General features: G+C 43.1%; 16 protein-coding genes. 7 read left to right on the forward strand and 9 right to left on the reverse strand.

Annotation, left to right across the window (positions count from 1 at the left end; genetic code table 11):
• The first annotated feature begins 62 nt into the window (after positions 1–62).
• Positions 63–1,364, forward strand: coding sequence for a DUF418 domain-containing protein (locus tag Q0590_RS24575; RefSeq protein ID WP_302040276.1), 1,302 nt, complete (start codon positions 63–65; stop codon positions 1,362–1,364).
• Between the two features lie 81 nt (positions 1,365–1,445).
• On the opposite strand, the gene Q0590_RS24580 is transcribed toward Q0590_RS24575, so the two are convergent.
• On the reverse strand, positions 1,446–2,969 hold the full coding sequence (locus tag Q0590_RS24580; protein ID WP_302040277.1) for a lipopolysaccharide biosynthesis protein: 1,524 nt from the start codon (positions 2,967–2,969) through the stop codon (positions 1,446–1,448).
• 411 nt (positions 2,970–3,380) lie between these two features.
• Positions 3,381–4,478: an MBL fold metallo-hydrolase gene (locus Q0590_RS24585; RefSeq protein WP_302040278.1), complete on the reverse strand. Its 1,098-nt coding sequence runs from the start codon at positions 4,476–4,478 to the stop codon at positions 3,381–3,383.
• 352 nt (positions 4,479–4,830) lie between these two features.
• Between Q0590_RS24585 and Q0590_RS24590 the strand changes: the two genes are divergently transcribed.
• Complete coding sequence (locus tag Q0590_RS24590; RefSeq protein ID WP_302040279.1) at positions 4,831–5,961, forward strand: glycoside hydrolase family 18 protein; 1,131 nt, start codon at positions 4,831–4,833, stop codon at positions 5,959–5,961.
• A 270-nt stretch (positions 5,962–6,231) separates the two neighbouring features.
• On the opposite strand, the gene Q0590_RS24595 is transcribed toward Q0590_RS24590, so the two are convergent.
• Complete coding sequence (locus Q0590_RS24595; protein ID WP_302040280.1) at positions 6,232–6,942, reverse strand: 3-keto-disaccharide hydrolase; 711 nt, start codon at positions 6,940–6,942, stop codon at positions 6,232–6,234.
• A gap of 213 nt (positions 6,943–7,155) precedes the next feature.
• Positions 7,156–8,469, reverse strand: a complete 1,314-nt coding sequence (locus tag Q0590_RS24600) for a Gfo/Idh/MocA family protein (protein ID WP_302040281.1) — start codon at positions 8,467–8,469, stop codon at positions 7,156–7,158.
• A 601-nt stretch (positions 8,470–9,070) separates the two neighbouring features.
• Here Q0590_RS24600 and Q0590_RS24605 point away from each other — a divergent pair.
• Positions 9,071–10,180 (forward strand): acyltransferase family protein, encoded by a 1,110-nt coding sequence (locus tag Q0590_RS24605; protein WP_302040282.1) that lies wholly within the window; start codon positions 9,071–9,073, stop codon positions 10,178–10,180.
• A 157-nt stretch (positions 10,181–10,337) separates the two neighbouring features.
• Here Q0590_RS24605 and Q0590_RS24610 read toward each other — a convergent pair whose 3' ends face one another.
• From Q0590_RS24610 to Q0590_RS24620, 3 genes are all read right to left on the reverse strand, one after another.
• Entirely contained in the window at positions 10,338–11,114 is a 777-nt protein-coding gene (locus tag Q0590_RS24610; RefSeq protein ID WP_302040283.1) for a hypothetical protein, read from the reverse strand.
• Positions 11,115–11,346: 232 nt separating this feature from the next.
• Positions 11,347–13,287, reverse strand: coding sequence for a DUF3857 domain-containing protein (locus Q0590_RS24615; RefSeq protein WP_302040284.1), 1,941 nt, complete (start codon positions 13,285–13,287; stop codon positions 11,347–11,349).
• A gap of 70 nt (positions 13,288–13,357) precedes the next feature.
• Positions 13,358–15,292, reverse strand: coding sequence for a DUF3857 domain-containing protein (locus Q0590_RS24620; protein ID WP_302040285.1), 1,935 nt, complete (start codon positions 15,290–15,292; stop codon positions 13,358–13,360).
• A 458-nt stretch (positions 15,293–15,750) separates the two neighbouring features.
• Here Q0590_RS24620 and Q0590_RS24625 point away from each other — a divergent pair, with 458 nt between their 5' ends.
• Positions 15,751–17,907, forward strand: coding sequence for a hypothetical protein (locus tag Q0590_RS24625; RefSeq protein ID WP_302040286.1), 2,157 nt, complete (start codon positions 15,751–15,753; stop codon positions 17,905–17,907).
• A 105-nt stretch (positions 17,908–18,012) separates the two neighbouring features.
• On the opposite strand, the gene Q0590_RS24630 is transcribed toward Q0590_RS24625, so the two are convergent.
• Positions 18,013–18,540 carry a DinB family protein gene (locus tag Q0590_RS24630; RefSeq protein ID WP_302040287.1) on the reverse strand — a complete coding sequence of 176 codons (528 nt, stop codon included), beginning with the start codon at positions 18,538–18,540 and terminating at the stop codon, positions 18,013–18,015.
• A gap of 456 nt (positions 18,541–18,996) precedes the next feature.
• Entirely contained in the window at positions 18,997–21,147 is a 2,151-nt protein-coding gene (locus Q0590_RS24635; protein WP_302040288.1) for a PAS domain S-box protein, read from the reverse strand.
• A gap of 606 nt (positions 21,148–21,753) precedes the next feature.
• Here Q0590_RS24635 and Q0590_RS24640 point away from each other — a divergent pair.
• The 3 genes from Q0590_RS24640 (at position 21,754) to Q0590_RS24650 (ending at position 26,449) form a co-directional block, all read left to right on the forward strand.
• Positions 21,754–24,759, forward strand: coding sequence for a PAS domain-containing protein (locus tag Q0590_RS24640; RefSeq protein ID WP_302040289.1), 3,006 nt, complete (start codon positions 21,754–21,756; stop codon positions 24,757–24,759).
• Positions 24,760–24,855: 96 nt separating this feature from the next.
• A complete protein-coding gene (locus tag Q0590_RS24645; RefSeq protein ID WP_302040290.1) occupies positions 24,856–26,025 on the forward strand; it encodes a trans-sulfuration enzyme family protein in 1,170 nt (389 codons plus the stop codon).
• Between the two features lie 235 nt (positions 26,026–26,260).
• Complete coding sequence (locus tag Q0590_RS24650; protein WP_302040291.1) at positions 26,261–26,449, forward strand: hypothetical protein; 189 nt, start codon at positions 26,261–26,263, stop codon at positions 26,447–26,449.

The following is a 26,449-nucleotide window of genomic DNA, read 5'->3' on the forward strand; positions in this document are numbered from 1 at the left end:
CCGAAATTCCAGGTAAAAAGCAAGCTGTGTAGGTCCAATCAATTAAACCCATGACCGCCCAGATGAAAAAAACTGAACTTCAGCAACCATCTTTTCATGTAGAAAAAAAGCCTGAGACTAGTTTAAAGCCACTAGGCAGTAGCAACCGGATAGAAATTTTAGATGCTTTACGGGGCTTTGCTATCTGTGGTATCTTGCTGGTAAATCTCCCATTTTTAATGGGCTATTATTACCTGACCGATCAGCAACAGGCGGCCATGCCATTTGCGGAAGCTGATAAAGTGGTGCTTCTGCTAATTCATTTCTTTGTTGAAGGAAAATTTTATTCCCTATTTTCCCTTTTATTCGGGATTGGATTTGCCGTCCAACTGGTGCGGGCTGGAGAGAAAAAATCTGATTTTCTGCCGTATTATATCCGGCGGCTTTTTATTTTATTTTTGATTGGCCTGGCACATTTGCTTTTGCTATGGACAGGGGATATTTTAGCTGCGTATGCAATTACCGGATTTGTGTTACTGCTATTCCGCAATAAAAGTAACCAAACCTTATTACTATGGGCAGTTGTGTTACTCATCCTACCAGTGATACAATATGCCTTGGTACTAACTGTCGACGGAAAAGTGCAGCCAGGAATGGCCTTTGCCATAGCCGCTTCGGTAATAAAACAAAAGTTGGGCTTAACTGGCACCCGGTTATCACAATTGCAGGGAGATTATTTATCCATGATACAATCGAATTTGGTAAGTGCCTGCTACCGGTTTGAACATTTGTTATATACCGGGCGTTTTTTTAAGATCCTGGCTATGTTTCTGCTTGGATTTTATGCAGGCCGCAAAAAGCTGTTCAGCAGTCCGGAGACACACCGTCCACTGATAAATACATTGATTACCGGAGGATTACTCCTGGGTGTGCCGGCAAACCTTGTCCTTACCTGGCTAATGGAACTCGGTGGTGATACGCCCCCTTCTATGCTTGGCCTGGTTCAATCTTTGGTTTATATGCTGGGCGTAGTTCCACTCAGCTTATGTTATGTTGCCTTATTTACATTAGCCTGGCAAAAAGAGAAATGGCAGGGCAGACTACGTTTTTTGGTTCCGGTAGGTAAAATGGCATTAAGCAATTATTTATTACAGAGTGTCATTTGTGTAGGGGTATTTAATGGCATTGGGTTAGGCTTGCTGGGAGAAGTGGGTCCTTTTATAGGGCTAGGAATTGCAGCGGCTATACTTGTATTTCAATTAGTGCTTAGCCATTGGTGGCTCAGACATTTTCAATTTGGCCCGGTGGAATGGCTATGGCGATGCTTAACGTATGGAAAATTCTTGTCCATTAAACTCAAGCCTATGGTATCAGAAGTTAGCTAAGACACAACCGAATAAATAAAATACGAACCACCTGTAGTAAAATGGCCCCAAAGATAACAGGCTCTTGTTTGGTGCACAATGCTAGGTATGGGTTATGACCTTTAGTACTTTTGTCAGTAACTGAGCAAGGGGAGAATTACTTTTTTTACTGGTAGGCCTGTTGTTAAATTTTTGGCTAAGTTGTGCCAGCAGCCCCTTATCCGGTGTGAAATAGAGAGATACAAGCCAAAACAGCAACCCTACGGTAAGCAAGACAATTAACTCTAGCAGGTTAGGCAGATAAAAGCTTTCAAGGAGCATAGACGTAACATACAGACCGATGCTGAGTACAATGGCTGAAAAAAAACCAGGCCGGTAAGCTTTCAACAGTTCGCCAAGTTTCAGTCCTAATACTTTCCGGAGTATGAGAAAATATCCCACATTTTTAAGGATGGCTGCCAGCAATACCGCATACGTACAGCCGATGAGGCCTAAAGGTTTAAAGGCAAAAAACAGTATTCCCAGAACAAGAAAATAGGATATATGCAGCATTGCTTTCCAGGTTAGGGTCCCGGTTGCATCACAAACAATGCCGCTAAAATGCATCAGCACCCGGAAGGGAGTAGTAAAAGCCAATACCTGTAAGATAGGAATGGCGGCTGTCCATTTTTCGCCCAACATCAGATAAACAATGGGTTCGGCGGCCAGGGAAATGCCGCAACAGATAGGAAAGATAATCAGGGCTACTGATGAAACAGAAAACAAGTATACATTTTTTAACCGTGAAATCTCCGTTTGGATACGGCTAAAAGCAGGAAACAATACCCTGGAAACAGTTCCTACCAGTAAACTGACTGGCTGCCGGATGAGAATAAAAGCCCGGTTATACAAACCCAGGTTTGCCTCTCCCAGAAATCTGCCAATAAAGAGGGTATCAAAATCGGCACCCAAAAAATCAATAAAGCTGATCAAGGACATCTTGCTGCCAAAAGCAAATAGTGGCTGGTAGTACTTCCAGTCAAACAACAACGACAGGCTATGTCTGGCAAAAATATAGGAGGTAACCGTACTAATGATGGCCTGGCAGATGGAAGCCGCTACCAGGCTCCACACCCCAAAGTCCAAATAGGCTAAACTCATTCCAACCAATACATATCCTACCAGGTAAGAGGCGATCTGAATAATAGCTACGGACTTAAATTCCAGGTTCCGCCGCAACAAACTAATGGAAGTAGAACCCAGGCCATTGATCACTAGTGAGATACACGTGGTACGGAGAATGGGTACTAACTGCGGATTATCAAATATGTATACTGACAAAGGAGCCGCCAGCCAGGTTATTCCTGAGAAAAGTATACCTAATAAGAAGGAAGAGGTAAAAGCTACCCGTATATCTTCCTTATATAAGTCTTTTTTGTTAATTAACGCCTGGCTCATCCCCATCTGGGAAAAATAGGTACTAAACCCAAGAACCAATCCGGACATGGCCATTAGTCCAAAATCTGAAGGAGCTAACAAGCGTGCCATGATGGCACTATAGCCTAACTGCACAACTGCATTCGTAATGGTTGAAACTGAATTCCATTTAATGCCCTGGACGGTCTTGGTGGTTAAATTTTCACTCATGGATTGTTTCCGGATATGCTGCTTGTTGGCTGGGTAAATTTGTTCTAAGAATACACCTTTTAAGGAATCTACCGCATAAAGTAAATATAAGGTAAACTGTCATGGGAAAGAAGATTTCTTAAAGATCAAAAGAAGTTAGGCTTAAAGCCTGCAAAAAGCAGATAATCACTTTAGGATAGAAGCCAGCAGCAAAGAAACGGACATATTACTCTCATCTATTCCTCTCTTACTCTTATGCCTTGGCCTGGAGATTATGAAATAGTTGCCAGCACGGCTGTTTTTTAACTAGTCAATAAAGGCAGAAAATGAAAATTTGGAGAAGCCTGCATACCACTACCCATTTCTTTAGACTACCATACATTGAGATGGGGAGCTTACTGGCACAACCTATAGCAAAATCTCAGCTAACTTCTAAGGCTTGTACCATACCTTGTTCTCAAAGGGCTTCCCCATTTCAAAGGGCTCCCCCACCTGTGGAGTAATAATAGTTATGCCTTTACTTTTGGCAGCCGCTAACGTACGCAAAATAGGTTCATCCCAGGCATGATACGATAAGTTGAAAGTAGCCCAATGAACGGGTAGCAGGATTTTACCCCCCAGATCCACTTGTGCCTGTACAGCTGATTCCGGATTCATATGGATATCAAGCCAGGTATCGCCATAGGCTCCTACTTTCATCAGGGATACATCTACGGCTCCAAAACGCTCGCGAATCTGTTTAAAATGCTCACCATATCCGGTATCGCCGCTAAAATAAAGGGAATACCCCCCTCCCTGCAGTAGCCAGGATGCCCACAAGGTTGAGTTATCCATAGACTTTCGCCCGGAATAATGACGGGCAGGCGTGCAGATAATTGTTACCCCCTTGAGTTGAACAGGCTCCCACCAATCCATTTCATGAATTTGTTGTTGAGCTACCTGCCATCTTTCCAGATGTGCGCCCACGCCTAACCCTACGTAGAAATGCGTGCCCTGGGATGCCAGATGCTGAATGGTCTTCATATCCAGATGGTCGTAATGATCATGAGAGATAACTACCGCATCGATACCTGAAAGTGCTTCTAAGGCAATAGGCGAGGGATGCAGCCGGTGAGGTCCAATGGGCACAGGAGAAGCCACTTCCGACAACACAGGATCTGTCATAATCCGTAAGCCATTGATCTCCACCAAAACAGTAGCATGCCCCAGCCAGATAGTTCTGAGTCCTTGGCCAGGAGGATTTTTCAGCGTGTTTGCCTCCAGCTGAACGACCGGAACAGCAAATTGTGGCTCTCTGATCTGGCCTTGCGAGTAAAGCTTTAAATTGTTAAAAAGCGATAGGTCTGTCTGTTGCGGAGGGGTGTTTTCAAACCGTCCATGGATAAATTGCGGAGACTGCTGAAACCTCTCAAGCCGGTTGCCTGGCAACGAACCGCCAAATTGCGGCAATTGAAAAATGATGTAAACACTTGCAGCAATCAGGGCAATGATCGAGGCAAGAATGATACCTGCTTTTTTAAATCGTTTCATGCGTATTTCTTTATATTTATCTGAACTCAGCTCAGGCTGAATGTTGGTTATTTACGAACATTTTTTTTACTGGCATACTAGGACTATAAGCAAGTTTGATAAAAAAAGGTAGAAGTGTGTACTTCAACAAAAGAATCTTTTGAGGTTGTATGGAATGTATACAAGGCCTTAGTACCGGTTATGCTTATAGAACAAAGTGTACATCAGTTGGCTTTCTACATAAAGTTATCACCCCTAAGAGCTACTTATATGCGGCAACTGCTGAAAGTGAGGCTATGGGTACTACATTCATACACGTATTATTGAAAATTATTCATAAGTTCGCTTTCTTCAAAACCACTTTTACGAATCTATGATGTTTTTAAAACGTATTCCCCTGCTTTTTTCACTTATTCTCAGTAGTATTGCCCTCTTACCCGGCTTTAGCCAGACAACCAACAATTTTAATGTCATTGCCTATTTTGCCGGAAATGCCGCTCAACTTGATAGTTTCAAGGTTGCTAACATTACCCATTTGATCTATTGCTTTGGCCATCTACAGGGAAATTCCTTTACCCTGGGCAAGCCTGCGGACACCTTGATTATTAACAAAATGGTGGCTTTAAAACGCCAGCAACCTCACTTAAAAGTACTATTATCCTTAGGCGGTTGGGGCGGGTGCGAAACCTGTTCGCCAGTTTTTTCAACTCATGCCGGCAGACTAGCATTTGCAGAATCTGTAAAAGTTATGCAAACACGCCTGCATACAGATGGCATTGATCTGGACTGGGAGTATCCGGCTATTGAAGGTTTGCCAGGTCACCCGTATGGTCCTGCAGACAGAAAAAACTTTACCCTGCTTGTTCAGCAACTACGCAAAACCTTAGGGAAAGAAAGCATTATTAGTTTTGCTGCCGGAGGGTTCACAGAGTTTCTTGACAAATCTGTGGAGTGGAAAAAAGTAATGAAAGAAGTAGATTTTGTGAACCTGATGACCTATGATCTGGTGAATGGCTATGCCACCAAAACAGGGCATCATACGCCTCTGTATGCTACCTCTCAACAAGCAGAGTCTACCGATCATGCCGTGCAATATCTGCGCAAACTAGGCATAGACTCCAGACAACTGGTAATTGGCGGGGCTTTCTATGCCCGTGTTTTCGAGAATGTGGCTTCTACCAACCAGGGACTTTATCAGTCTGCTAAGTTTAAGTCAGGTATCGGATACAAGCAATTTTTCCCTACTTTAACCCCTGACAAAGGATATGCATACTATTGGGATGAAGAGGCAAAAGCGCCTTATCTGTACAATGCCCAGGAAAAACTGTTTGTCACTTTTGACGACCGGCGCTCAATCGAATTAAAAACTAAATATGTGGTAGATCAACAGTTAGGAGGTATCATGTTCTGGCAACTGGCAGACGATCTGCCGGAGGAAGGATTATTGGATGCGATAGCTGATGTAAAAAAAAGCTATCGTCCGGCAGCCAGCACGATCAAATAACAGGATAGCTTGTCAATACCCTTTGCAGGGTGTTTCCAGAAAGCCGGGTTCTCCCAATCAATCTATCAGTTCTTATAACATCTATCAGCTAGTCCAGCCTTTATCATAGGTTGAATTGGTTCAAAAATCAAGATAGTAGCTACTCTTGTATCGAATAATTGTTAACAAAAACAGCCGGTTTAGAATGACCTGCTGTTTATAGCAAAACCTATAGAAGTTTAAAATAACCAACATCTGATGGTAAAGCATTGCACCAGGTGAGCAAAAAGATTAGGGAAGCTCCGGGGCTGTATGGCTTGCCGAAGCTGTACCAGCTGGTAACTCAATTAATCGAATGTTGCGAAAATGAATTGTTGCCCCTTCAGACTCTAAACAGAGGTATCCTTTCCGCTGAGTCGACTGGCTGATACCATTAACAAACTTGCCATTGACAGAAAGCTTAATCACCCCATCGACACATACCACATCGTAGGTATTCCATTCGCCACGGCCTTTGCATAGGTTTTCAACAGATTTACTCCGGTCGCCTCTGGGATTATCAGGCAAGGTTTTTACGCCACCTACGCCAAAAAGCTCCCCGTGAACATAGGCGATTGGCGGAGTGGTGCCGTCACGTTTATTTAAATTCACCCAATCTAGTTCCAGCATCTGCACTTCCACTCCATTGGGCAAACGCGATTTTTCATCAGGTTTAGCATCACTCCAAACGAAAACGCCAGAGTTACCTCCCGCTTCCATATGTTTCCATTCAATGTGTAGCATAAAGTTTTCGTATTGCTTTTCCGAACGAATGACGCCAATAGGTTGGCCCAAGCAGATTAACTCTCCATCATCCTTTTTAGTCCAGGTAGAACTATTTGTATTGACATTCATCCATTTTATAGGAAATTCTTGCACCGGTTGGCCGGAGGTAATGTTGTCTAACTTCCTCTGGGTGCCAAATTCAAACAGGAAACCTTGTGCATAGGAAATGCTATACATACTAACTATTAGACTTACGAATAGTTGGGATGCTGCTATTTTCAAAAAAATTCTCATGTGACTTTACTTACAATAAGATGTTACAAACCGTAAAAAAAGGGTTAATTTGGATAGGAAATACTGCTTAAAAATTCTTCTGGAATCTTCCATTCAACATCCGTTATTGGATTGATTAGAGACCTGTCAATGGCAGCTATCCTTGTTCTTGGTAAATTAAAATTGCTTAGTAATTCCTGGAATGGCAATTCCCGGACCTGGCCACTTCAGTTGCCAGGTAAACTCGTCGGTTTTAGGACCCAGCACTTGCTCAGAATTGAAGGCTTCTTCCCAACTAATGGTTTGGCCGGTATAGGCAACCATTCTTCCTAAAACAGCCAGCATGGTGCTGGTAGCCATCCATTCGCCATCATTCATCGGTTTCCCTTGACGGATAGAAGCAAAAAACTCATCTTGTTCTGTCTGGTACATATCATTTTTTTCGCCCCGGTATAGCCATTTGTTTTTGCCCGTGATCTCATGAACTCCGCGCCATAGATTTAGGCTAGCATTTCCTTCAGTACCAGCTATATCCACCGTATTAGCCGTAGAACAACCACTTTGCTGGCGGGTAAAATGAAATCCTTTCACCCCTTGTTCATACTCATATTCTATGGCAAAATGATCATATATGTTTCCATAGATAGCCTCTGTGCGTACTTGCCTTCCGCCACTTCCGCTGGCTTTCAAAGGCGGCTTATCGCCCATGGCCCATGACATCATATCCAGGCTATGCACGGCTTGTTCAACAATAAAATCGCCAGACAGCCAGTTTTGATAATACCAGTTGCGCATCTGGTACTCCATATCTGTCCATTGTGGCTGCCTGGGCAGATGCCAAACCGGCCCACCATTCCGTGTAGTGGCTACCATTTTTATTTCGCCTATCTCTCCCTGGTGCACTTTGCTAAAAGTTGCCCGGTTTGCCAGATCGTAGCGGAAGCAAAAGCCCGACAGGATCGAGAGGTTTTTCTGTTTGGCTTTCTTTGCTGCCTCTAAAACTTTCCGCACCCCAGGAGCATCTACTGCAACCGGCTTTTCGCAAAATGTATGCTTTCCAGCCTCCACGGCAGCCATCAGATGATCCGGGCGGAAGGAAGGAGGCGTAGCTAAGAGCACCACATCTACATCTGATTCTATTACTTTTTTGTAGGCATCAAACCCTACATACTTATGCTCTTTATTTAGTTTTATGCGTTTAGGAAAAACTTTTATAAGTGACTGATAGGCCTCTTCCAGTCGATCGGGGAAAACATCTGCCATAGCCGTAATTACTGCATCCGGATCGGCCTTAAGCGCCTGCACAGCAGCACCAGTACCTCTACCCCCGCATCCGATTAACCCTACTTTTAAGGTATTTTTATTAGCTGCCCTTATCTGTTCAGGAAAACTCAGGGTAAGGGCAAGGGTATTGGCGATTACAGCTGTTCCAGTTGATTTGAGAAATGCTCTCCGGTTTGTTTTACCCGGCTCATAGGTATTTTTCTTCATAATCCATCAATATTATTGGTTTATTGCCATTTAATATACAAATAATATCAGCCGGTTTGATTATCCAATCATATATTTATTACTGCTCATTGATTGGGTGCAGGCATTGCCTTAGATAGAACACATCTAAGTCCTATAGTATATTAGGTTTCGCTGAAAAGTATATCCAGCTGCTGTTCCACAATAGGTCAGATAAAAATTTACCTGCTCTGTTAATTCGTAATAGGATGCTGACCTATGGCTTGCTGCCTGACTAAGCATTATGGTATATACAATAGGCACTAGTCAAAGACAAAAGAGGTGACTAAAATAAACTTCTGGATAACGTATATTTTGGTAGGAAGAAACAACTTCAAATAGAACAGTTCCGATAGGTCTACTCTTATTCAACTGCAGCAAATACATTCAAACTCTTCTTCTATTATTGCGGCATTCAAAATAAAATATCATTTGTTTGAATAAGGATCGTTTTTTATAACATTTACTTCTATATTGAGACTTGATTAGTATGTTCAGCAATTGCCTACCATCTATTTAGACTCCGTAGGCCTTTCATTAACAGGGTTCTACTACTAGCTATCCGTTACTTGCTAAATTATTCATGGCTTCCGTACTAACACAACCGCATCTAAAAACTAAAAATACATCTACCCAACAACGAGACAGCAGCCTGGACCTTATGCGCTTTATTGGCTTGCTTATTATCATGCTAGCGCACTCCCAGCCACCTGCCTGGCTTTTTCAACTCAGAAATTTTGGAACTCCCTTACTTATTGTAGCTTCTGCCCTTACGGTGTCTAAAATATATAAAACCAGGCAGTTACCTATTAAAGAGTTTTATCAAAAGCGATTAATAAAACTGACGGTTCCCTCCTGGATTTTTTTGACCCTTTATTTTTCTCTTATCTATGCAGCCTTCTTTTTATTTGGGAACGCAGCAGATTATCCTTATAGCCTGAGAACAGTTTTAAAATCGTATATGTATGGCGGAGGGGGTATTGATTATTTATGGATTTTAAGAGTCTACATTTTTATTGCCTTATTTACTCCTTTTGCTTTACGCCTGAAATCCTCCAACACCCCAAGTACACTTTCTGCTTATTTTCTATTTCTTTTCTTTGGCTATCTCTTTTATGAACTGCTCATCAGCCTGACACATCTGGTGCTGCCTGTTCCTCTTTCAAAAAGTATGGATGCCAATATTTTTACCTTACTGGCCTACGCATTGTTATTTCTCTATGGATTAAGGCTTGATGAAATAAAGAAAAACAAGATTTTGCTTATAGCCGGCCTATCGATTATTCCCTTTGTGGGCATGGTAATCTATAATTTTGCAACCTTTGATATGTTCTATCAAACCCAGGTTGACAAATATCCGCCCCGCATGTATTACCTTTCATATGCTTTCTGTTGCTTACATATCGTTTATTTTTTATGCGATAAAGTATTAGTAAAGATTATCCCGGTAAGGATTATCACATGGCTGTCAGCTAACTCGTTATGGGTTTATTTGTGGCATATTATGGGTATTTTCATCGCAGACTTATTGCTGGGTTCAACAAATAAGGAACTTCTCCCAAGTTTAACCAAAGCCTGCTTTATCCTTTGGTTTGGAATAATGCTAACGCTGCTGCAAAATTACCTAGTGAACAGGTACTTAAAATCTAGCCAGTATTTAGTTATCAGGCGTTTAGCCACCGTGTTATCCTAAATCGTCACCTCAGTTCATCGGCACTCCAGGGAGATTGCTACAAGCATTACCCTTTCTCGCTATGGTTTACAAATTTAAGTTAAGCCAATAGTTGCTCGGAACACTGTCTAGAATACAGCAAACAGATGCATCACAAATTAGCGAAGGCTAAGTAGTGCTACCGCATGTGGGAAATAATCTCTGATTGGTCAAAGCGGATATCATCTTCGCCTACATCATCGAACGGATGCTCCAGATGATCGCGGATATTATCCAGGCTTACCAGAATAAAACTATAGAGAACCGGCATCACATACTCTAAGTGAACGGCGTATTCTTTGAATGTACTGGCAAAGTAGGGCCCGTAGAGAATAGGAAAAATATAAATAAAAACTTTGCTGTATGCCCGGAGCGTAATTGGTGTCCGGTAGGTATGAATCACTTTTAGGTTATCAAATGCAATGATCATCTTACTTACATACTGGCTCACTCTGGATATCTCTCCGCTTTGCGCCCCATGGTTGCGCATTTCCATCGTGAGTCTGGATAACTGAGAAAAATAAGCATAAAACTGATTTTCATTTTCCTGCCAGGCGGTCCGCTGATCGTATCTGAACATGCGCTTCATCAGCACAATCATATCTCCTACAATCCCTTGCACACGTTCGGGCAGATCATGCTCTTTGCTGGAAGTCCAGTCACGGGAAGCATAATAGATGGCAATGGCATGCCCTTTAAAATCCGACAGTTTTTGCAGGGCAGTTTCCCGGCGGCTATAGGCTGAGCCAATCGAGAACACTACCGGAAACACAATCGCCACGCCCACCAGCATATCCGGAAATCTGGCTGTTAAGCCAAACCTGTGGCAAAGAAATGTAGAGACAATGGAAAGCAGGGTAATGATCAGGGTTTTGTAATTGATGATAAGGAAAAAGCTCCGTAAAATGTCTCGCATAAGATAAACTTTAGAACAAAGATCCTCAAAAAAAATCAACTGGTAGCACTTTGACCAAAAGAAGCCTGCCTTTCTTAAACACCGTTCATACAACAAGGCTCTTTGTGAAACAAAAATTTTCAGCTCCCTCGGTTAAAGGAGGAGAGCTGAAAATTTTGCTTTCTTTATTCAATCAGCTTTTTAAGACATGCCTCCACTTGTGAGTTAGCGGCTTGTGCAGACGGCGGCTGTATTATTCATTACTTATTCGTTCAAATACCAGAACGGTTTTACTAAAGTCTGCAGCCGCATTGATCACTTTTCTGAATGCGTCGTAGTTTTTCTTAGTATACTCAGCTTGTGTATAGAACTCTTTTACCAGAATGGTTACCGTTTGTCCGTGAATGGTGTAGTTGGCCGCAAACTGCGCTATTTTTTCTTTTTTCTCCAGTATATAATGGTCCATTACCAGATCATCCATTCCTTTTACAGTATATCCTGCAGGAATAGCAAAACTGATCTGATAAGTGTACTGGATGGGATGAGACATATCGATATCTTGTTGTCTTTCGTTTTCCTGGTATAACTCGGTCTGCTTTCCAATCACTCTGCCCACATTAAAGATGATATCGTTTCCTGCTTTCTCCATCAGCGAACCTGCTTTCAGAGACGACTGGAGCACAAATTCCTGATTTTCGGCTGAATGATCCATCTTTTCGTTGATCAGCTTTTTGCTGATGATCTGCGCATCTTCCATTCCTGAGGAAAGATTCCCTTTAATAAACTCTTCTTTACCCTGTTCATTCTGATAATGATACGCCCCTCTCATGCCGGCTGCTCTGTGTCCATTCCATGCATAAGCTACGTTCATTTCGACATAATCCATCTCAGCCGGGAAAGTTAAGCGTACATCTTTGCGGATGTAATTAAGAGTTGTATCGGCCCCGTCAATATAATGAACAGCGGCGGAATTAAGCACTAAACTATGGTTATTGGCAAACATATAAGGTGCCATGCCATAGCGATATTCTACATTCGCAGGACTCAGGTATTTATGGTATTTGGGAAAGTAAAGTAAGAAATGCTGCAGGTTATTAAAACTGGCAAAAAACTCATCAAAACGGGCCTCATAGCGGTTGGAGCTTACCAGTACCTGATAGTTAGCTACTCCTGCTGTTTTTAAGCAAAGTTGGTACAGGCGGATTAAGCCTAGTTCATTCCCGAATTTATTGCTCAATATATCTTCTATGGAGATGTACTCTTCGCCACTGCCATCGCGCAGGGTGATGGCATTCTTGATATATTGCTCAATGGTCTTAATTTTTTGCTCCTCATTCATCCTCTCTATTTTAAGGTTTTTCAAAAGCTTTGCTACCTTATTATATTCCTTAGGCTTTTCTTCGAATACTACTTTGTTGTAGCGCTCAGTAATAACCCTCCAGGAAGAAACATCCACCGTAGTGCCATACATATTGGTAAATGAAGCTATTTTGTAATCTACCTTCATTAAGTTTGCTTTACGGGTAGCATATTCTTCGTCGCGCAGGGCGGGTATATTTTCGGCTTTCGCAGTTAATATGATTTTGGTCTTGCCTTGTACATCAAGCTGCGGAAAGCCGTTGTACGACTGGGTAACTACTTCTACATTGCGGGGCGAAAGTATTTCCAGGGTTGCCTGTTTTACCTTCACATCTGACTGCATTACCTCCCTGCCCGATTCTTTGGGTGAAGAGAGCAACGTATACATATATTCTACCTCGCCGCCTTTTTCCAACCCTTCAATAGCAAATATTTTAAAATTGCCATATTCCCCTACGTTCTTCAACTCCTTCATACTATTGTTATCCATTTCTACTATTTTGCCGCTTTTAGCAATAGACCTCGCTTTTACAGAAAGTATCTTCTGGTTAGTTACCGGCACATATACTTTATTATATTCCTCCATGGCTTTATCTGAATTTACCCGGATAATTTTGTGAAGCGTTTTTGCCATATATAAGCGGGCATCTTCCCCCATAGCGTATTCAATAATGCGGGTATCTTTTATAATTACCGCTCCTTCTTTTTCTTCTTCCGGCGAGAGCGGATGAATGGCTGGCCTAGTTTCCCACTCATAGGTCTTATAGTTAAAATCCTGAGCAAGGGCTAAACTAGCACTGGACAGTAATAGGGCTGTAAGTAAAGTTTTGATCATAATCTGGGCATTTTGCATGCATGAAAACTTAGATTGAAAATTATATACAGGGTTGGATGGATGCATTTTATTAGACCCCTTGTTTAGTCAATATCAACACATCCTGATAGGCTTTGCATAACTGGGCAACCATTGCATTCCATTGAGGGAAGGCCTCTTTTTTGAGCATAATAGTTTTGATGTACAACTGCTTATTCATACTAATTTTGTTGCCCTGAAGCCGGTAGCTAATAGTGAAGCCGTAGTCTTTTCCTTCTAATGAGACATTCGCCGGCAGATGCTTAATGGTAAACCCATCCGGAATTATCAGTTCTACTACTCCGCTGTCCACATACTGGTATTCTATTTCTTTATCCATTATCCTTTTGCTAACATCAATGGATTCTTTCTGTAATGGTTTGGTGAGGTTCATGTTGATATAGGTAGAGTTCCCAACCGTTTTTATATAGTCTGGAAGCATAAAATTGTACTCAATCCGGATATTGCTATTTAAATTGTGCAACCCGTGTATGTCGGATGTGGTAACATAAAATTTATCATTGCCTTTTTCCAGGTACTGGATCAGAAATTTCTGCATATCTGTACCTGCTTTGCTTAAATACTTATACTCAAAATCTGTTTTCTTATACCCACTCAGGTGCATAAAGCCTTTTCCGGCTAATGCTTTGTTCTGTATTTGCAGCTGAATGGTATCTGTAGAGGTATTTTTTGTATGCTCTACAACAGGCACTGGCATTACTTTAAACTTTTTTTCTCCCAGGCCAATCAATGCTTCTTTCCCTTGAATCATGGAACTGGGCAGGCCAAAAGGCACATAACTGTCTGTAGCATCTAAAAACAGGGTTTGCTTGTCTAATTCTACTGATACAATCATATGGTTATCGGCAATAGGCGCAGGCATTTCCTGGTATATATATGGAAGGCTGCGGGTGCCAATCCAGGTTAAATGAGAAGTAATCCCGGCCTGAGAAAGCATTTCCCTGGTAAGGTTCGCCATCCCTTTGCAATCGCCATAGCGTTTGGCATATACTTCTGAAGCATCTGTAGGAATGAAGCCTCCCCAGCCATCTTCAATGGCAATGTAGCGGATATTACTCTGGACCCATTGAAATATACTTCTTACCTTATCCTTATCCGTTTTACAGTCTCTGGTAATTTCCTTTACAATATTCTGGATGTGCGTATTATCTGTTTTATTGATGTTTTTGAGCATGGTGGAATACCAGTCATACAAATGCGACACATCACCTAAATAGGTGGTTTCTTTTCCACTGATAACTGCTTTATGGATATATACCATTACGTGCGGAGCATAATAGGCTATGGCCGGGGCATCCTCCTCATAGAGGTTAGCTGGCATGTTCTCCGCTTTCCAGGTATAGGTTTTTTTACCATTTGCTGTAGTTTCAGAAAAAGTAATTTTATCCGTGTTAGCACCCAGCAATTTCCATTTGACAGATACATTTTCAGGAAAACTAACCGAGTACTGAGTAGCCACTGTAGGAATATAGGAAGAAAAATAAAAGGGAGTCAGCAGCCGGGGTTCATTCATATTCTGGGTATACTGCAAGGAAGTAATGGCACCAGGTTGCACATTGGGGAAAATCAGATTCTTTACTTTTCCATCATCATAAAAAATACCTCTGTGCAGCACATCTTTGGTTTCAATGCTACCCACTTCAAACTTTTTGTATTTAGATTTATTGGGAACCAGCGTGTAGGCTTCAATGTCTTTTATCTCTTCAAACCCAGAGAAATAAATAGATTTGTTGGCATAAGGAGCTGCTTCACTGGTGATAAACAGCATTTCTTCCATTGTTGAACTGGAAAGGGCTAAGGCTGCATTTTTTACATCAATGGTTAAATGTTCATTTTTAACCGAATATACGGCTGGTGCATTCGGAAAAAGGGACTTGATTTTCTCTGTATCTGCTTGTTGTCCTAAAACAGGAATGGAGGAGGCTACCAGAAAAGCACAAGAACAATAGATAAAAGTTTGTCTCATGTTGAGTTTACTTATTGAAAGAATAATTTGTCTGAACTTTTGGCTGGTTAATACCGCAACTTGCTAAAAAGTAGTTAAGCGTATACCTATATTCAAGTGTTACCAAATGTACCTTAGCTGCCTGCCATGCGGTCCGGGTGAGTTAATAAGTGGCCATTTCTCTTCACGCATCTGCCGGAAGCAACGAAAAATCTGCTTAAAGAATTTATCAGAGTCTGTCTCTCGGGTAGCTCCAAAACAATAGAAATAGGGCTGCGCCATACGCCTAATTGTTTTTTTGAGAAAAGCCTGTCAACAGGCAAGAGCTCTACAAAATGCTCTCAGGCAATGAATGAAAAGCAAGTAGTTTATTGAGTAAACAGGTATATTTCTTATCTTTTGGCAGCAGCACCCAAATAGTTTACATCACCGGCAACAGGTTCACTTTTACTGGGTACTTTGTTGATCAACTACCTACTATGAAAAAAATAGTCATTCTCCTATTTATTCTTTATTTAAGCACCCTTCAGGCAGGGTATTGCCAGCGTGTATATATGAACTACGATACGGTTGTGCCTCAGGCAGCCTATGGGGCAGGCATGTTGAAGAAAGCACTCGTAGAAAAAAACATTTCATTAACAACTAACCGCCGGGAGTCTGCTTATTTGCTAACTATCCGGGTAGACACAGCAAATTTAGCAAGTGAAGCATTCTCTATTATCCGGGAAGGGAAAAACATTACCATTACGGGAGGAGATAAACGGGGCATGATTTACGGGTGTCTGGCACTTGCCGAAGATATAGCCAATGGCATCCGGCTAGGGAATATTGAAAGAAAAACAGAAAAGCCGCACTACTTGCTCCGGGCCATCAAGCACAATACACCCTGGTACACCTACCGTTCCAGTTCTGCCCTGGACCAGCATTATGAAACAGCCCGTGATCCGGCCTACTGGGAAGCTTTTCTGGACATGATGGCTAAAAACCGCTTTAATGCTTTATCACTGTGGAATTTGCATCCCTTTGTCTACATGATTACACCGGAAAACTTTCCGGAGGCAAGCCCTTTTAACGAAGAAGAAATGAAGCGATGGCAACACCTGCACAAAGAAATTTTCCGCATGGCAGATGAGCGTGCCATAGATACCTACATTGTTCCCTTTAATATCTTTGTCAGCAAAGAGTTCAGTGAAGCGCACCAGGTAGCCAGGCAAAACGTTTACCCGCACTATTATGTAACGGGCGATACGTCCGAAATTGTGAAACGCTATACCCGGGAATGTATTACACAACTGTTTAAGGAGTACCCTACCCTTACTGGCTTGGGCCTTACACTTGGCGAAGGAATGGCCGGCATGACGCCTCAGCAACGCGAATCCTGGATGCAGGAAACATATATAGAAGGCATGCGCCTGGCTGGCAGAAAACTAAAACTTATACACCGGATTCCTTTTTCAAGCACTACCGAATCGTTGGGTGCTACCAGTGTCGAACTGGAACAGCTCACCCGTAAATCCATTGAACGGGAAACAACTTTGGACTTTATTCAAGGGCCGATCTGGGCAGATTTAAAATACAACTGGTCGCACGCACACAGCACGCCTAAATTAGTCAAAGTACATGGCGGCGAAATGTTTGATACATTTTATAACCCCGAGCCACAAGGCTATAAAATTACCTATACCGCCCGTAATGAAGATTTTTTTGCCCTGCGGTGGGGAGTATCCGGCTTTATCCGGGCCCATATAAACCGTAATAGCCAACCCTATGTGGGCGGTTATTTTATTGGCTCAGAAACCTATATTCCGGCAAAAGATTATTTCACGGCCATACAGGCACCTCTGGACTGGAAGTATGCATTTGAACGGCAATGGTTATTTTACAAATTATGGGGCAGACTCCTCTATAATCCTCAGACCGAGGATGAGGTATTTGGGACTGAATTTAGCAGACGGTATGGAAAAGCTGGGAATAACCTGCTGGAGGCGTTTGCCCTGGCATCCTCCACACAGTTGCGGCTGGGCTCTGTGTTTGATTCCCGATGGGACCATACCTTATATGGAGAAGGATTGATGGCCCTCAATGGGGATACCCTGCAATATATATCTGTCGACAGATTGATCAGTCAACCACCCTTGGATCCGGACTATGTTTCTGTGAAAGATTTAGTTACCCCTACTACTGCCTTTGAAAAAAACCGCATTACCCCGCCAGCGTTGATCGGCATGCTGGAGCAGGATTGCCAGAAAGCCTTACGGTTAGTGGCTACTATTGATACTAAAAACAACACAGCACTCAGGTATGAGGTGGCAGATGTACAAACATGGGCCAATCTGGGTCTACATCTGGCAGAAAAATTAGCTGGCGCGGTGGCACTCCAAACCTACCGGATAAAAGGAGGAGAAGAAAATAAACAAAAAGCAATAGCCCATCTGCAAAAAGCCCTTAGTTATTGGGATAAGGTTATAGCTATTACCCGGCCACTGTATAAGGACATGCCTCTCACCCATTACAATGGGAGCAGCCATGATAGAAACGACAACAATCTGTTTCACTGGGCACTGATAAGACCGCAAGTAGCTAATGATGTGGAAATAGCCAAAAAGGCAAGCGTAGTTTCAAAAGAACAAAAGTGATCAATAACGATACCTCACTTTGTGCTCCCGGGTAGTAACGAATAAAGTCAACAGAAGTAGAACCCCTACCCTTGTTGACTTTATTCTTTTGACAAGATTGCTTCGTTAAAACAGCTTCTCTTGTGGTGGTTTTACCCCAGCTAAGCGGAGGTAAACAGTGGCCTGGCCGCGGTGATGCGTCTGGTGTTCGAAAAGTTTGGCAAGGGCTACTCCTTTGCTCATATCAAATCTTCCAAACAGCTTTACTTGTTCGCTTAGCTGAGCAGGCGTCATTTTTTTAATTCCGTTGATAACAAAATCATAGCCTGCCAGTACTTGCTTGGTTATGTTTGCTTTGGATTTATCGGTGGTATTCTTTTCCAGTTCACTGACCGGACTTTTTTCGCCGGTTGCTGCTGCCGCAAAGCCATAATTGGCATCCGTCAGGTGAAGCATTTGCTCGGCAAACGAACGCATATCAGGGGTAGGTTTAGATGCGTACCCTGACTCAGGCATGGCATCCAGGTATTCTTTGGTGTAGGCTTTGGCTCTTTCCCATTCTTTAACCATCTCCTCGGTGGAAGATTGAGCTTGGCCAAACTGGATAATGCCTAAAAACAGGCAAAGGGTAGTAAGTAAAGGGATTGTTTTCATGTTACGTGATGGTTTACTAGTGGGGCTAAATATAGGCTTTTTTTCTTGCTTATGTCAAGAAACGGTGTTGCCTCCTGCATAAAATTCTGGCAAACTACCTAATCTTGCTTTCTCATTACTTGTACCATTCATGCAGGGCGAAGGAAGTCTGGCAAGTAGGCTGAATGAGTTGCTAACAGGCTGAAAAGGTAGTTGCCTGCATCTATTTCTATTTTGTAATTCTTTCAGCAAATAATTACCTAAGATTTACGCTCAAACCTGTTGGGTTTTAAAAAACCTAACAGGTTTCTACTTGGGTAATCATTCCCTGTAAAAGCTATAGGTAATTTACACCCCAGCTTACTGAGGAATTGTAGTGGTAGAGCTATAGGAAGTTATCTGGATAAACGGCCTTTCTGAGCCACAATTGAATGGGTTATGTATAGGTAGGCGGGCCTGGCTCTTTAGGTAGTTTTACTATCGTTTAAAATATAAGCGGAAGGTAGACCCGACGCCCAGCTGGCTATCCACTTCAATTTTGCCTCCGGCATTTTCTACCATTTTCTTCACCATATATAAGCCTATGCCGGTACCTTCTACATGAGAATGTAATCGCTTGAATAGGGAAAATATGTCTGCTTTCCCTGCTTCACTCATGCCTAAGCCATTGTCCTGCACCGACATTACTACATACTCATCTGACAGCTGGCAGTTTAGGTGAATAAAAGGTTTTCTTTCGGTGGACCGGTATTTAATCGCATTCGAAAGCAAATTGTATAGTATGCTTCGTAGGTTCTTTCGGGAAAACAGCAAAAGGGAGCACTGCTCAAAATGGTAGTCGATTGTAGCCCCTGATTCTATAATCTGTGGCTGCAAGTCCAAAATCAGATCTTGAACCACTTCCTCAGGCTGTATGCTTTCTAGCTGTCTATCTATCAGTTGATCCAGCTTAATAACCTGGGAAAGGCTTGTAAGGGTTTCTTTGAACCGGCTGACGGATGCCTGTAATGAGGTAATAATACTATCTGTTTCTTGAGTTAACCCGCCTAGTTTATGCAGCCTTTTACTTAATATTTTTAGCAACCCATCTATATTGTTGATCGGCGCCCTTAAATCATGTGAGGCCATATAAACAAAGTTGTCTAAATCTGCATTGATGCTGCTTAATTGCTGGTTGGCTTGTTGAGCTTCGCTGATTGCCTTTTCCAGGGCCTGCTGTGTCTGCTTGTAAAGAGTTATATCTGTAACCAGGGCATAAAAACCAACTACTTGCCCTTTTTGCCAATGAGGGATATAGCGGGCTTCCACAAAACGGGTTCCGATTTTGCGGTAATCTACCAGTCTTTCAAAACGCTGTTCCTGCCCGGAAAGCACTGCCTCCACCTTAGGCAGAATTTGTGTATAGGCTATGGCACCCACTACCTGCTCAACGGTTTTTCCGATAATTTCCCAGGAAGGTTCTCCAAACCATTGTTCATAAGTTTGGTTAACAAACCGGTAATACTGATCTTGATCAACGTAGGAAATGAGTACTGGCAGGGCATCGGTAAGTAATCTTAGCTGCAGTTCGTTTTCGGCTAGTTTGCTTTCTATCTGCTTCCGTTGTGTGATATCTTGACAAACAGCCATAGTCTGACTAGCTCCTCCTTCAGGCTGCTCCAGTAAGGAAACATTCATCAATACCCATACGAAAGAGCCATCTGGCTTCACATACCGCTTTTCCAGCTCAAACCATACATTTTGCTGCACCAGCTTTTCTAATAGCTGTAGATTATCCGGCAAATCATCCGGGTGGGTTATCTCCATCAGCGTTAGCTGCTGCAACTGTTCAAGCGGACGGCCAACCAGCTTTTGATACCCTTCATTGGCATACGTAAAATGCCCGGATACATCTGTAGTAGCAATTCCGACACTGGTTCCTTTAACTATACTGCTCAGGAGAAGTTCGCGTTGAGAGAGTGTTTGATTAAGCGCCAATACTTTCTGCAGCGAATCATGCAGCTCTTTTTTCCTGTGCTGCAACTCTGTTGTCCGATGAGCCACTTGTTCTTCCAGCCCCCCATTAGCCATTTTTAGCGCCTGCTGGGTCTGTATCAGTTGCTGATTTAGCCTTTCCAGGTCCTTATTTTTAGCTTGCAGCGTTCTCTCCTGCTGCTCCCGTTCCAGTTCTAACGAAGCCCGTTTAGCCATAATAGAAAGCAAAAGTTTAACCTTTTCCAGGTCTTCAACCGGATGCTTATCCATCAGGTAGAGCACACCTAGTACTTTTCCAGTAGAAGCTTTCAGCGGCACGGCCACATAGCTATCTACATCATATTGCTTCAAAGCTTTGTTTTGGGGAAATTGCTGCTGCACCTTGTTGGGGAAAGCACAAAAATCACCTGACCTTACCACTTGCTCGCATAAAGACCCGGCTAAAGGGTACTGAAGGCCTGGGGCTTCTTTTCCATGAGCAAAGAATACCAAGGAGCTCACTAGTTGATCCCCGTTAAGCAGTTCGCCAATAAAAACATACTCTACCTGAAGAGTCCGGGATAGGTAGGCTGTCAAAGACTGAAAGAATTCTTTGCCAATGGTGTCCATAGAAAAGCTTTGGGCAATGTCAGCCAGGAACTGTTGATCGGTCATAGCCTTAACATACGAAAAGTACGGTTGAATGATTGATATTTTTTTGTCCGGCATCGGAAAGAAGGATTAATCATGAGAAAAGAGGCACGTAGGAGTGATGCTCCTACCCTGTTTAGTACAGGTAATGAGGCCTGCCTGATACCAAATTCAAAGGTGATTGGGAAGCCAAAAGAGTAAGGTAAGATAAGTCCGGCAGATTCGACCCTTAGCCAGATTCATTCACCATGGAGGCCGGATTCTATTCCTGGCTTGAATGGGCAGGAGTCAACAGAGCAGCTTAGGCAGCTTTTGCCGCGTGCATAAATCCGGCTCTTATGCCAGGTTAACTTTCATCTTGTGATGTTCCAAAAAACAAGGGAAGCAAGCGATAGGTGGTTACCTTACCGCCTGGCAAAATTACTCAGCCTGGCAGTGTTTTTTAAAGAAAAATTCTTTTATTAACATTGCTTTAGCAGCCACCGTATAAACCGGCTGATTAGTTACCTATATATAAATGCTCATACAAAAAAGATGATAGCCACTTCTCAACTAGGCACTACACCCGCCTAATCTGTCTACCAAACCTGAGAGAATAGCTATCTATGCGATACAAACTATACCTAACCCATGAACTTGACCCCTGCCCACCTACCGGACATGCTGAAAGTATTTGAAACTTTGCCAGATTTATATGTATTGCTTACTCCTGATTTACTTATTCTAACAGCCAGCAATGCTTACCTGGAGGCCACTGTTACTACAAGAAATACTATTGCTGGAAAGTATATTTTCGATGTCTTTCCTGAGACGTCTCTTCACTTACAAGCAGAAGCAGTTTCCATGCTCAAGGCCTCATTCGTACAAACGCTGACTACCCGAAAGCCACATCAACTAGCGATTCCACCCTATACTATTTCCCATCCAGAAGAGAAGGATATGTTCATTGAACGCCACTGGACAGCTTTAAATACCCCCGTGCTCGATGAGGCCGGAGAGGTGAGCTATATCATTCATAAAATGGGTACTATCACAGATAGACTAGTGGATCAAATGAATGAACAACCTGGCGAAAGCTTGCTTGAGGAACTGAATGAGCAACTGCGCACGCTCAATGCAGCGCTTATCGCTGCCCGGGCCCAAGCAGAGCTGGAGCGAAGCCAGTGGCACCATATTCTCATGCAAGCACCGGCGATGATTTGTATTTTCCAGGGGCCAGAGCATGTATTTAAACTGGTTAATCCGCCTTATCAACAACTGGTTGGCCAACGGCCACTTCTCGATAAACCCATCCGGCATGCCATGCCTGAGCTGGAAGGACAACCTATCTTTGGGCTGCTCGACAAGGTATACCATACCGGAGAGAGCTTTTATGCCTATGAAATGAAAGTACAGCTTGATCATGATAATACCGGGAAGCTGGGCCACAACTATTATAACTTTATTTACCAGGCCATACGCAACCTGAACGGCGACATAGATGGCATCTTGGTGTTTGCCTATGAAGTAACCGCCTTGGTTTTGGCGCGGCAAAAGGCCGAGCAGGATGCCAAAGAAAAGCAGCTGTTAAACGAACAGCTAACTTCCACCAATGAACAACTGATTCTCACTAAAAAGGCCTTAGAGCAACTTAATGCAGAGCTGGAAGAGCGGGTAGCCCTTAGAACAGGCGAGTTACGGCTTGCCCAGGCAGAGGCAGAAGAGCAGCGGGCCCGTCTGGAGCGTTTGTTCATGCAAGCGCCTGCCATCATCTGTATTCACGATGGGCCTGATCTGGTTTTTGAGTTAGTCAGCCCGGCTTATCAGCAACTATTCCCAGGACGGGAGTTACTTGGCAAACCCTTGCTTGAAGCCTTACCCGAGCTGGAAGGGCAGCCCCTGTTAGACATTATCAGACAGGTTTACCAAACGGGTCAGTCCTATCAGGGGCAGGAGATGCTTGTCCCGATTGCTGCTTATCCGGGAGGCCCGGTAGAAGACAGGTACTGGAATTTTACCTATCAGGCCAGGCGGGATGCGGAAGGCCGCATAGATGGCCTGTTAGTCTTTTCTTATGATGTGACCGCTCAGGTACTGTCCCATAAAGCGGTAGTAAAACAGGAAACCTATTTCCGCAAAATGGCAGACCAGGTTCCTGCGATGATCTGGGTAACAAGGGCTGACGGGTATTGTACGTACCTGAATAAGCCCTGGTATGCCTATACCGGGCAAAGCGAAGAAGAAGCCTTAGGATTTGGATGGCTTCAGGCCACGCATCCTGAAGATGTTTCGCCCAGTAAAGAGACCTTTTTTGCTGCCAATGCACTCAAGCAGCCCTTCTCTCTGCTCTACCGGCTCAAAGGGAAGGATGGCCAATACCGGTGGTTTTTAGATAAAGGAGAACCTACCTTTGATGCGGCCTGTAATTTTGAAGGATTTATAGGTTCGGTTGTTGACGTACATGAAGAACAAGTGGCACAGCAGCGGCTGCACTTATCGGTACAAGCCGGGAAGGTAGGTATCTGGGAATGGGATATTGTCCGTAACCAGGCTACTTATTCTGATCTGTTACAAGAAATGTTTGGCTTAGAAGCTGGCAGGTTCACCGGAGAATTCGACCATGCTTACCAAGTTTTTCAGCAGGTAATCCACCCTGAAGACCGGCCACTAGTGAACGGGCATGTGGAAAAAGCGTTTGCTAACAGGCAAGCCGAGTTTTACGTTGAATTTCGCATTGTCAGGCCCACTGGGGAGATTGCCTGGATTGCCGAGCGCGGAGAGGTCATCTTTGATGAGAAAGGGCCAACTCGCATGAACGGTACCTGCATTGACATTACAAGCCGCAAGCTGGCCGAGCAGGCCACACAGCGGATGTCGGAGGAAATAGCCGCTGCCAATGAAGAACTCCGCGCAGCAAATGAACAAATCCAAGCTACCAATGAGGAACTGGCAGAAACCAATCAACAGCTGGTAGGCATTAACCAGGACTTGGATAACTTTATTTACACAGCCTCTCATGATTTAAAAGCGCCTATCTCCAATATTGAAGCCTTGCTGTCTGCCCTGCTCCGCAACCTATCGGCTGAAAATTTCTCCTCCGAGCGGGTAAAGCACATGCTTGCTTTAATGAGTGAATCCATAGAAAGGTTTAAACGCACCATTGCTAACCTGACAGAAGTAGTTAAACTGCAAAAGGAAAATAGTGGAGAAAAGGTTTTAGTGGATCTTTTGCCTGTGATACGCGAAGTAAGCTTAGACCTGGAGCCGCTGATAAAAGAAACGAATGCACACATAGAAGTGGAAGTAACCGGCTGCCCCCCGGTACGTTTCTCCATCAAAAACCTTCGTTCCGTGATTTACAACCTGCTTTCTAACGGCTTAAAGTACCGCTCTTTTGACCGGGCTCCTCATATTACAATTTCCTGCAAACAAGAAGCGGCCTACCTGGTGCTTAGTGTGGAAGATAACGGACTGGGCCTGGAGCGTGCCAGACTAAATCAGCTGTTTACGATGTTCAAACGGTTTCATGATCATGTGGAGGGTACCGGCATAGGCTTATATATGGTGAAGAAAATGGTAGAAAATGCCGGAGGCAAAATTGAAGTGAATAGCCAGCTTGGCCTTGGATCTACCTTCCGGGTGTATTTTCCTCACTAGTGGTTTTTAGCAGCGGCTATTTCTGCAAATATGTTATCCTTGCATAGTGCATCTGTTTTCACTTTTAGTTACTTGCAAAAAATTTATATTCTGATCATGGAAGAAAACCTTTCCCAAGAAACCTTATGTGTGCACGCCGGTGGTGAGTTAGCTGGCGATGCACAAAGTGTTGTTACACCTGTTTTTCCTGCCTCCTCCTATAAATACAGACAAACAACAGAAAATACCTATCCCAGGTATTTTAACACCATCAATCAAAAAGTGATTATTGAAAAACTATGTGCCCTGGAAGGAGGCCAGGATGGACTCATTTTTAGTTCCGGCATGGCAGCAATCAGCACCACACTTTTTTCTCTCCTGCAACCAGGAGATCATGTAGTATTTTGCAAAGGCTTGTATGGAGGCACCTATCACTTAATCAGCAGTGAATTTGAGAAAAGGGGAATCCGCTATAGTTTTGCTCCTGATAATACGTCAGAAGCCTTTTTGCAGGTGATCACATCCCAAACAAAGGTGATTTATATAGAAACGCCTTCCAATCCTTTGCTTGAGGTTCTGGATATTCAAGCTATCAGTCTGCTGGCAAAAAAGCACCAGATTGTAACCGTAATAGATAATACTTTTGCCAGCCCTATTAACCAGAATCCGATCAGCTTCGGCTTCGATATTGTTATTCATAGCGGCACAAAATACCTGGGTGGGCATAGTGACCTGTGTTTTGGCGCTGTGGTTACGTCTGCCGCCTTAACAAAGCAAATATATGAAGGTGCCATTAATTACGGAGGAAGTTTAAATGCACTGGATTGTTATCTGATTGAAAGAAGCTTAAAAACGCTGGCTATCCGCATGGAAAAGCACAATGAAAATGCCCTGATGCTGGCAAATTTCCTGCAAGGCTTACCTGAGGTTCAACGGGTGTATTTTCCAGGATTGCGCTCTCATCCAGGTCACGAAATTGCTAAGTCGCAAATGCGGGGCTTTGGCGGCATGTTATCTTTTGAGTTGGCTACGAATGATTTAAAACAGGTAGATATTTTCTTAGATAGTCTGCAGTTTATTCAGCCAGCTATGAGTCTGGGAGGGGTAGAAAGCCTTATTTGTTCGCCGGCTACTACCTCGCATGTAAAACTTTCGCCCCAGGAAAGAGAAGAGGCAGGCATTAAAGATGGGTTGCTTAGATTATCGGTAGGTATTGAAAATGCTCAGGATCTGATAAAAGATCTGAAAAAAGCCTTTATCAACCTATCAACATCTGTGCATGTATAGTGCGAACAAAAATTCTCCTACTCACGAAAGCTCATCGGTAAAGCTTTGATGAGTAGGAGTTCGTTTGAAAACTATTATCCTACAAGCGTTATTCAGGCTAATTACGCCTTTTATAGAATAGACACCTTTTCCCTTATTTGAAGTATGTTGGGGCGAAACCAGGAGTAACAGGGGTACTCTATATAAAAGGTAAAAGGTCAATGTAAAAAGGATTGCGTATATTGCCAGAATGAGAATGGGAGAGAATATTGAGTCGATAGGTTTTGGGACGAATGAGCCAAATGCACTAAGGGAGTTAAAGAGTAAATATAACCGCTACGCCAGCCGGCTGAATTTTGCCAGAAATAGCTTTTGGAAAAAAGAACATACGGTCTTATATAAGGAACTCACGCTGTTGAAAATCAAAATTGATACCTATGTTTAA

Source organism: Rhodocytophaga aerolata, assembly GCF_030503435.1.
Lineage (GTDB): Bacteria > Bacteroidota > Bacteroidia > Cytophagales > 172606-1 > Rhodocytophaga > Rhodocytophaga aerolata.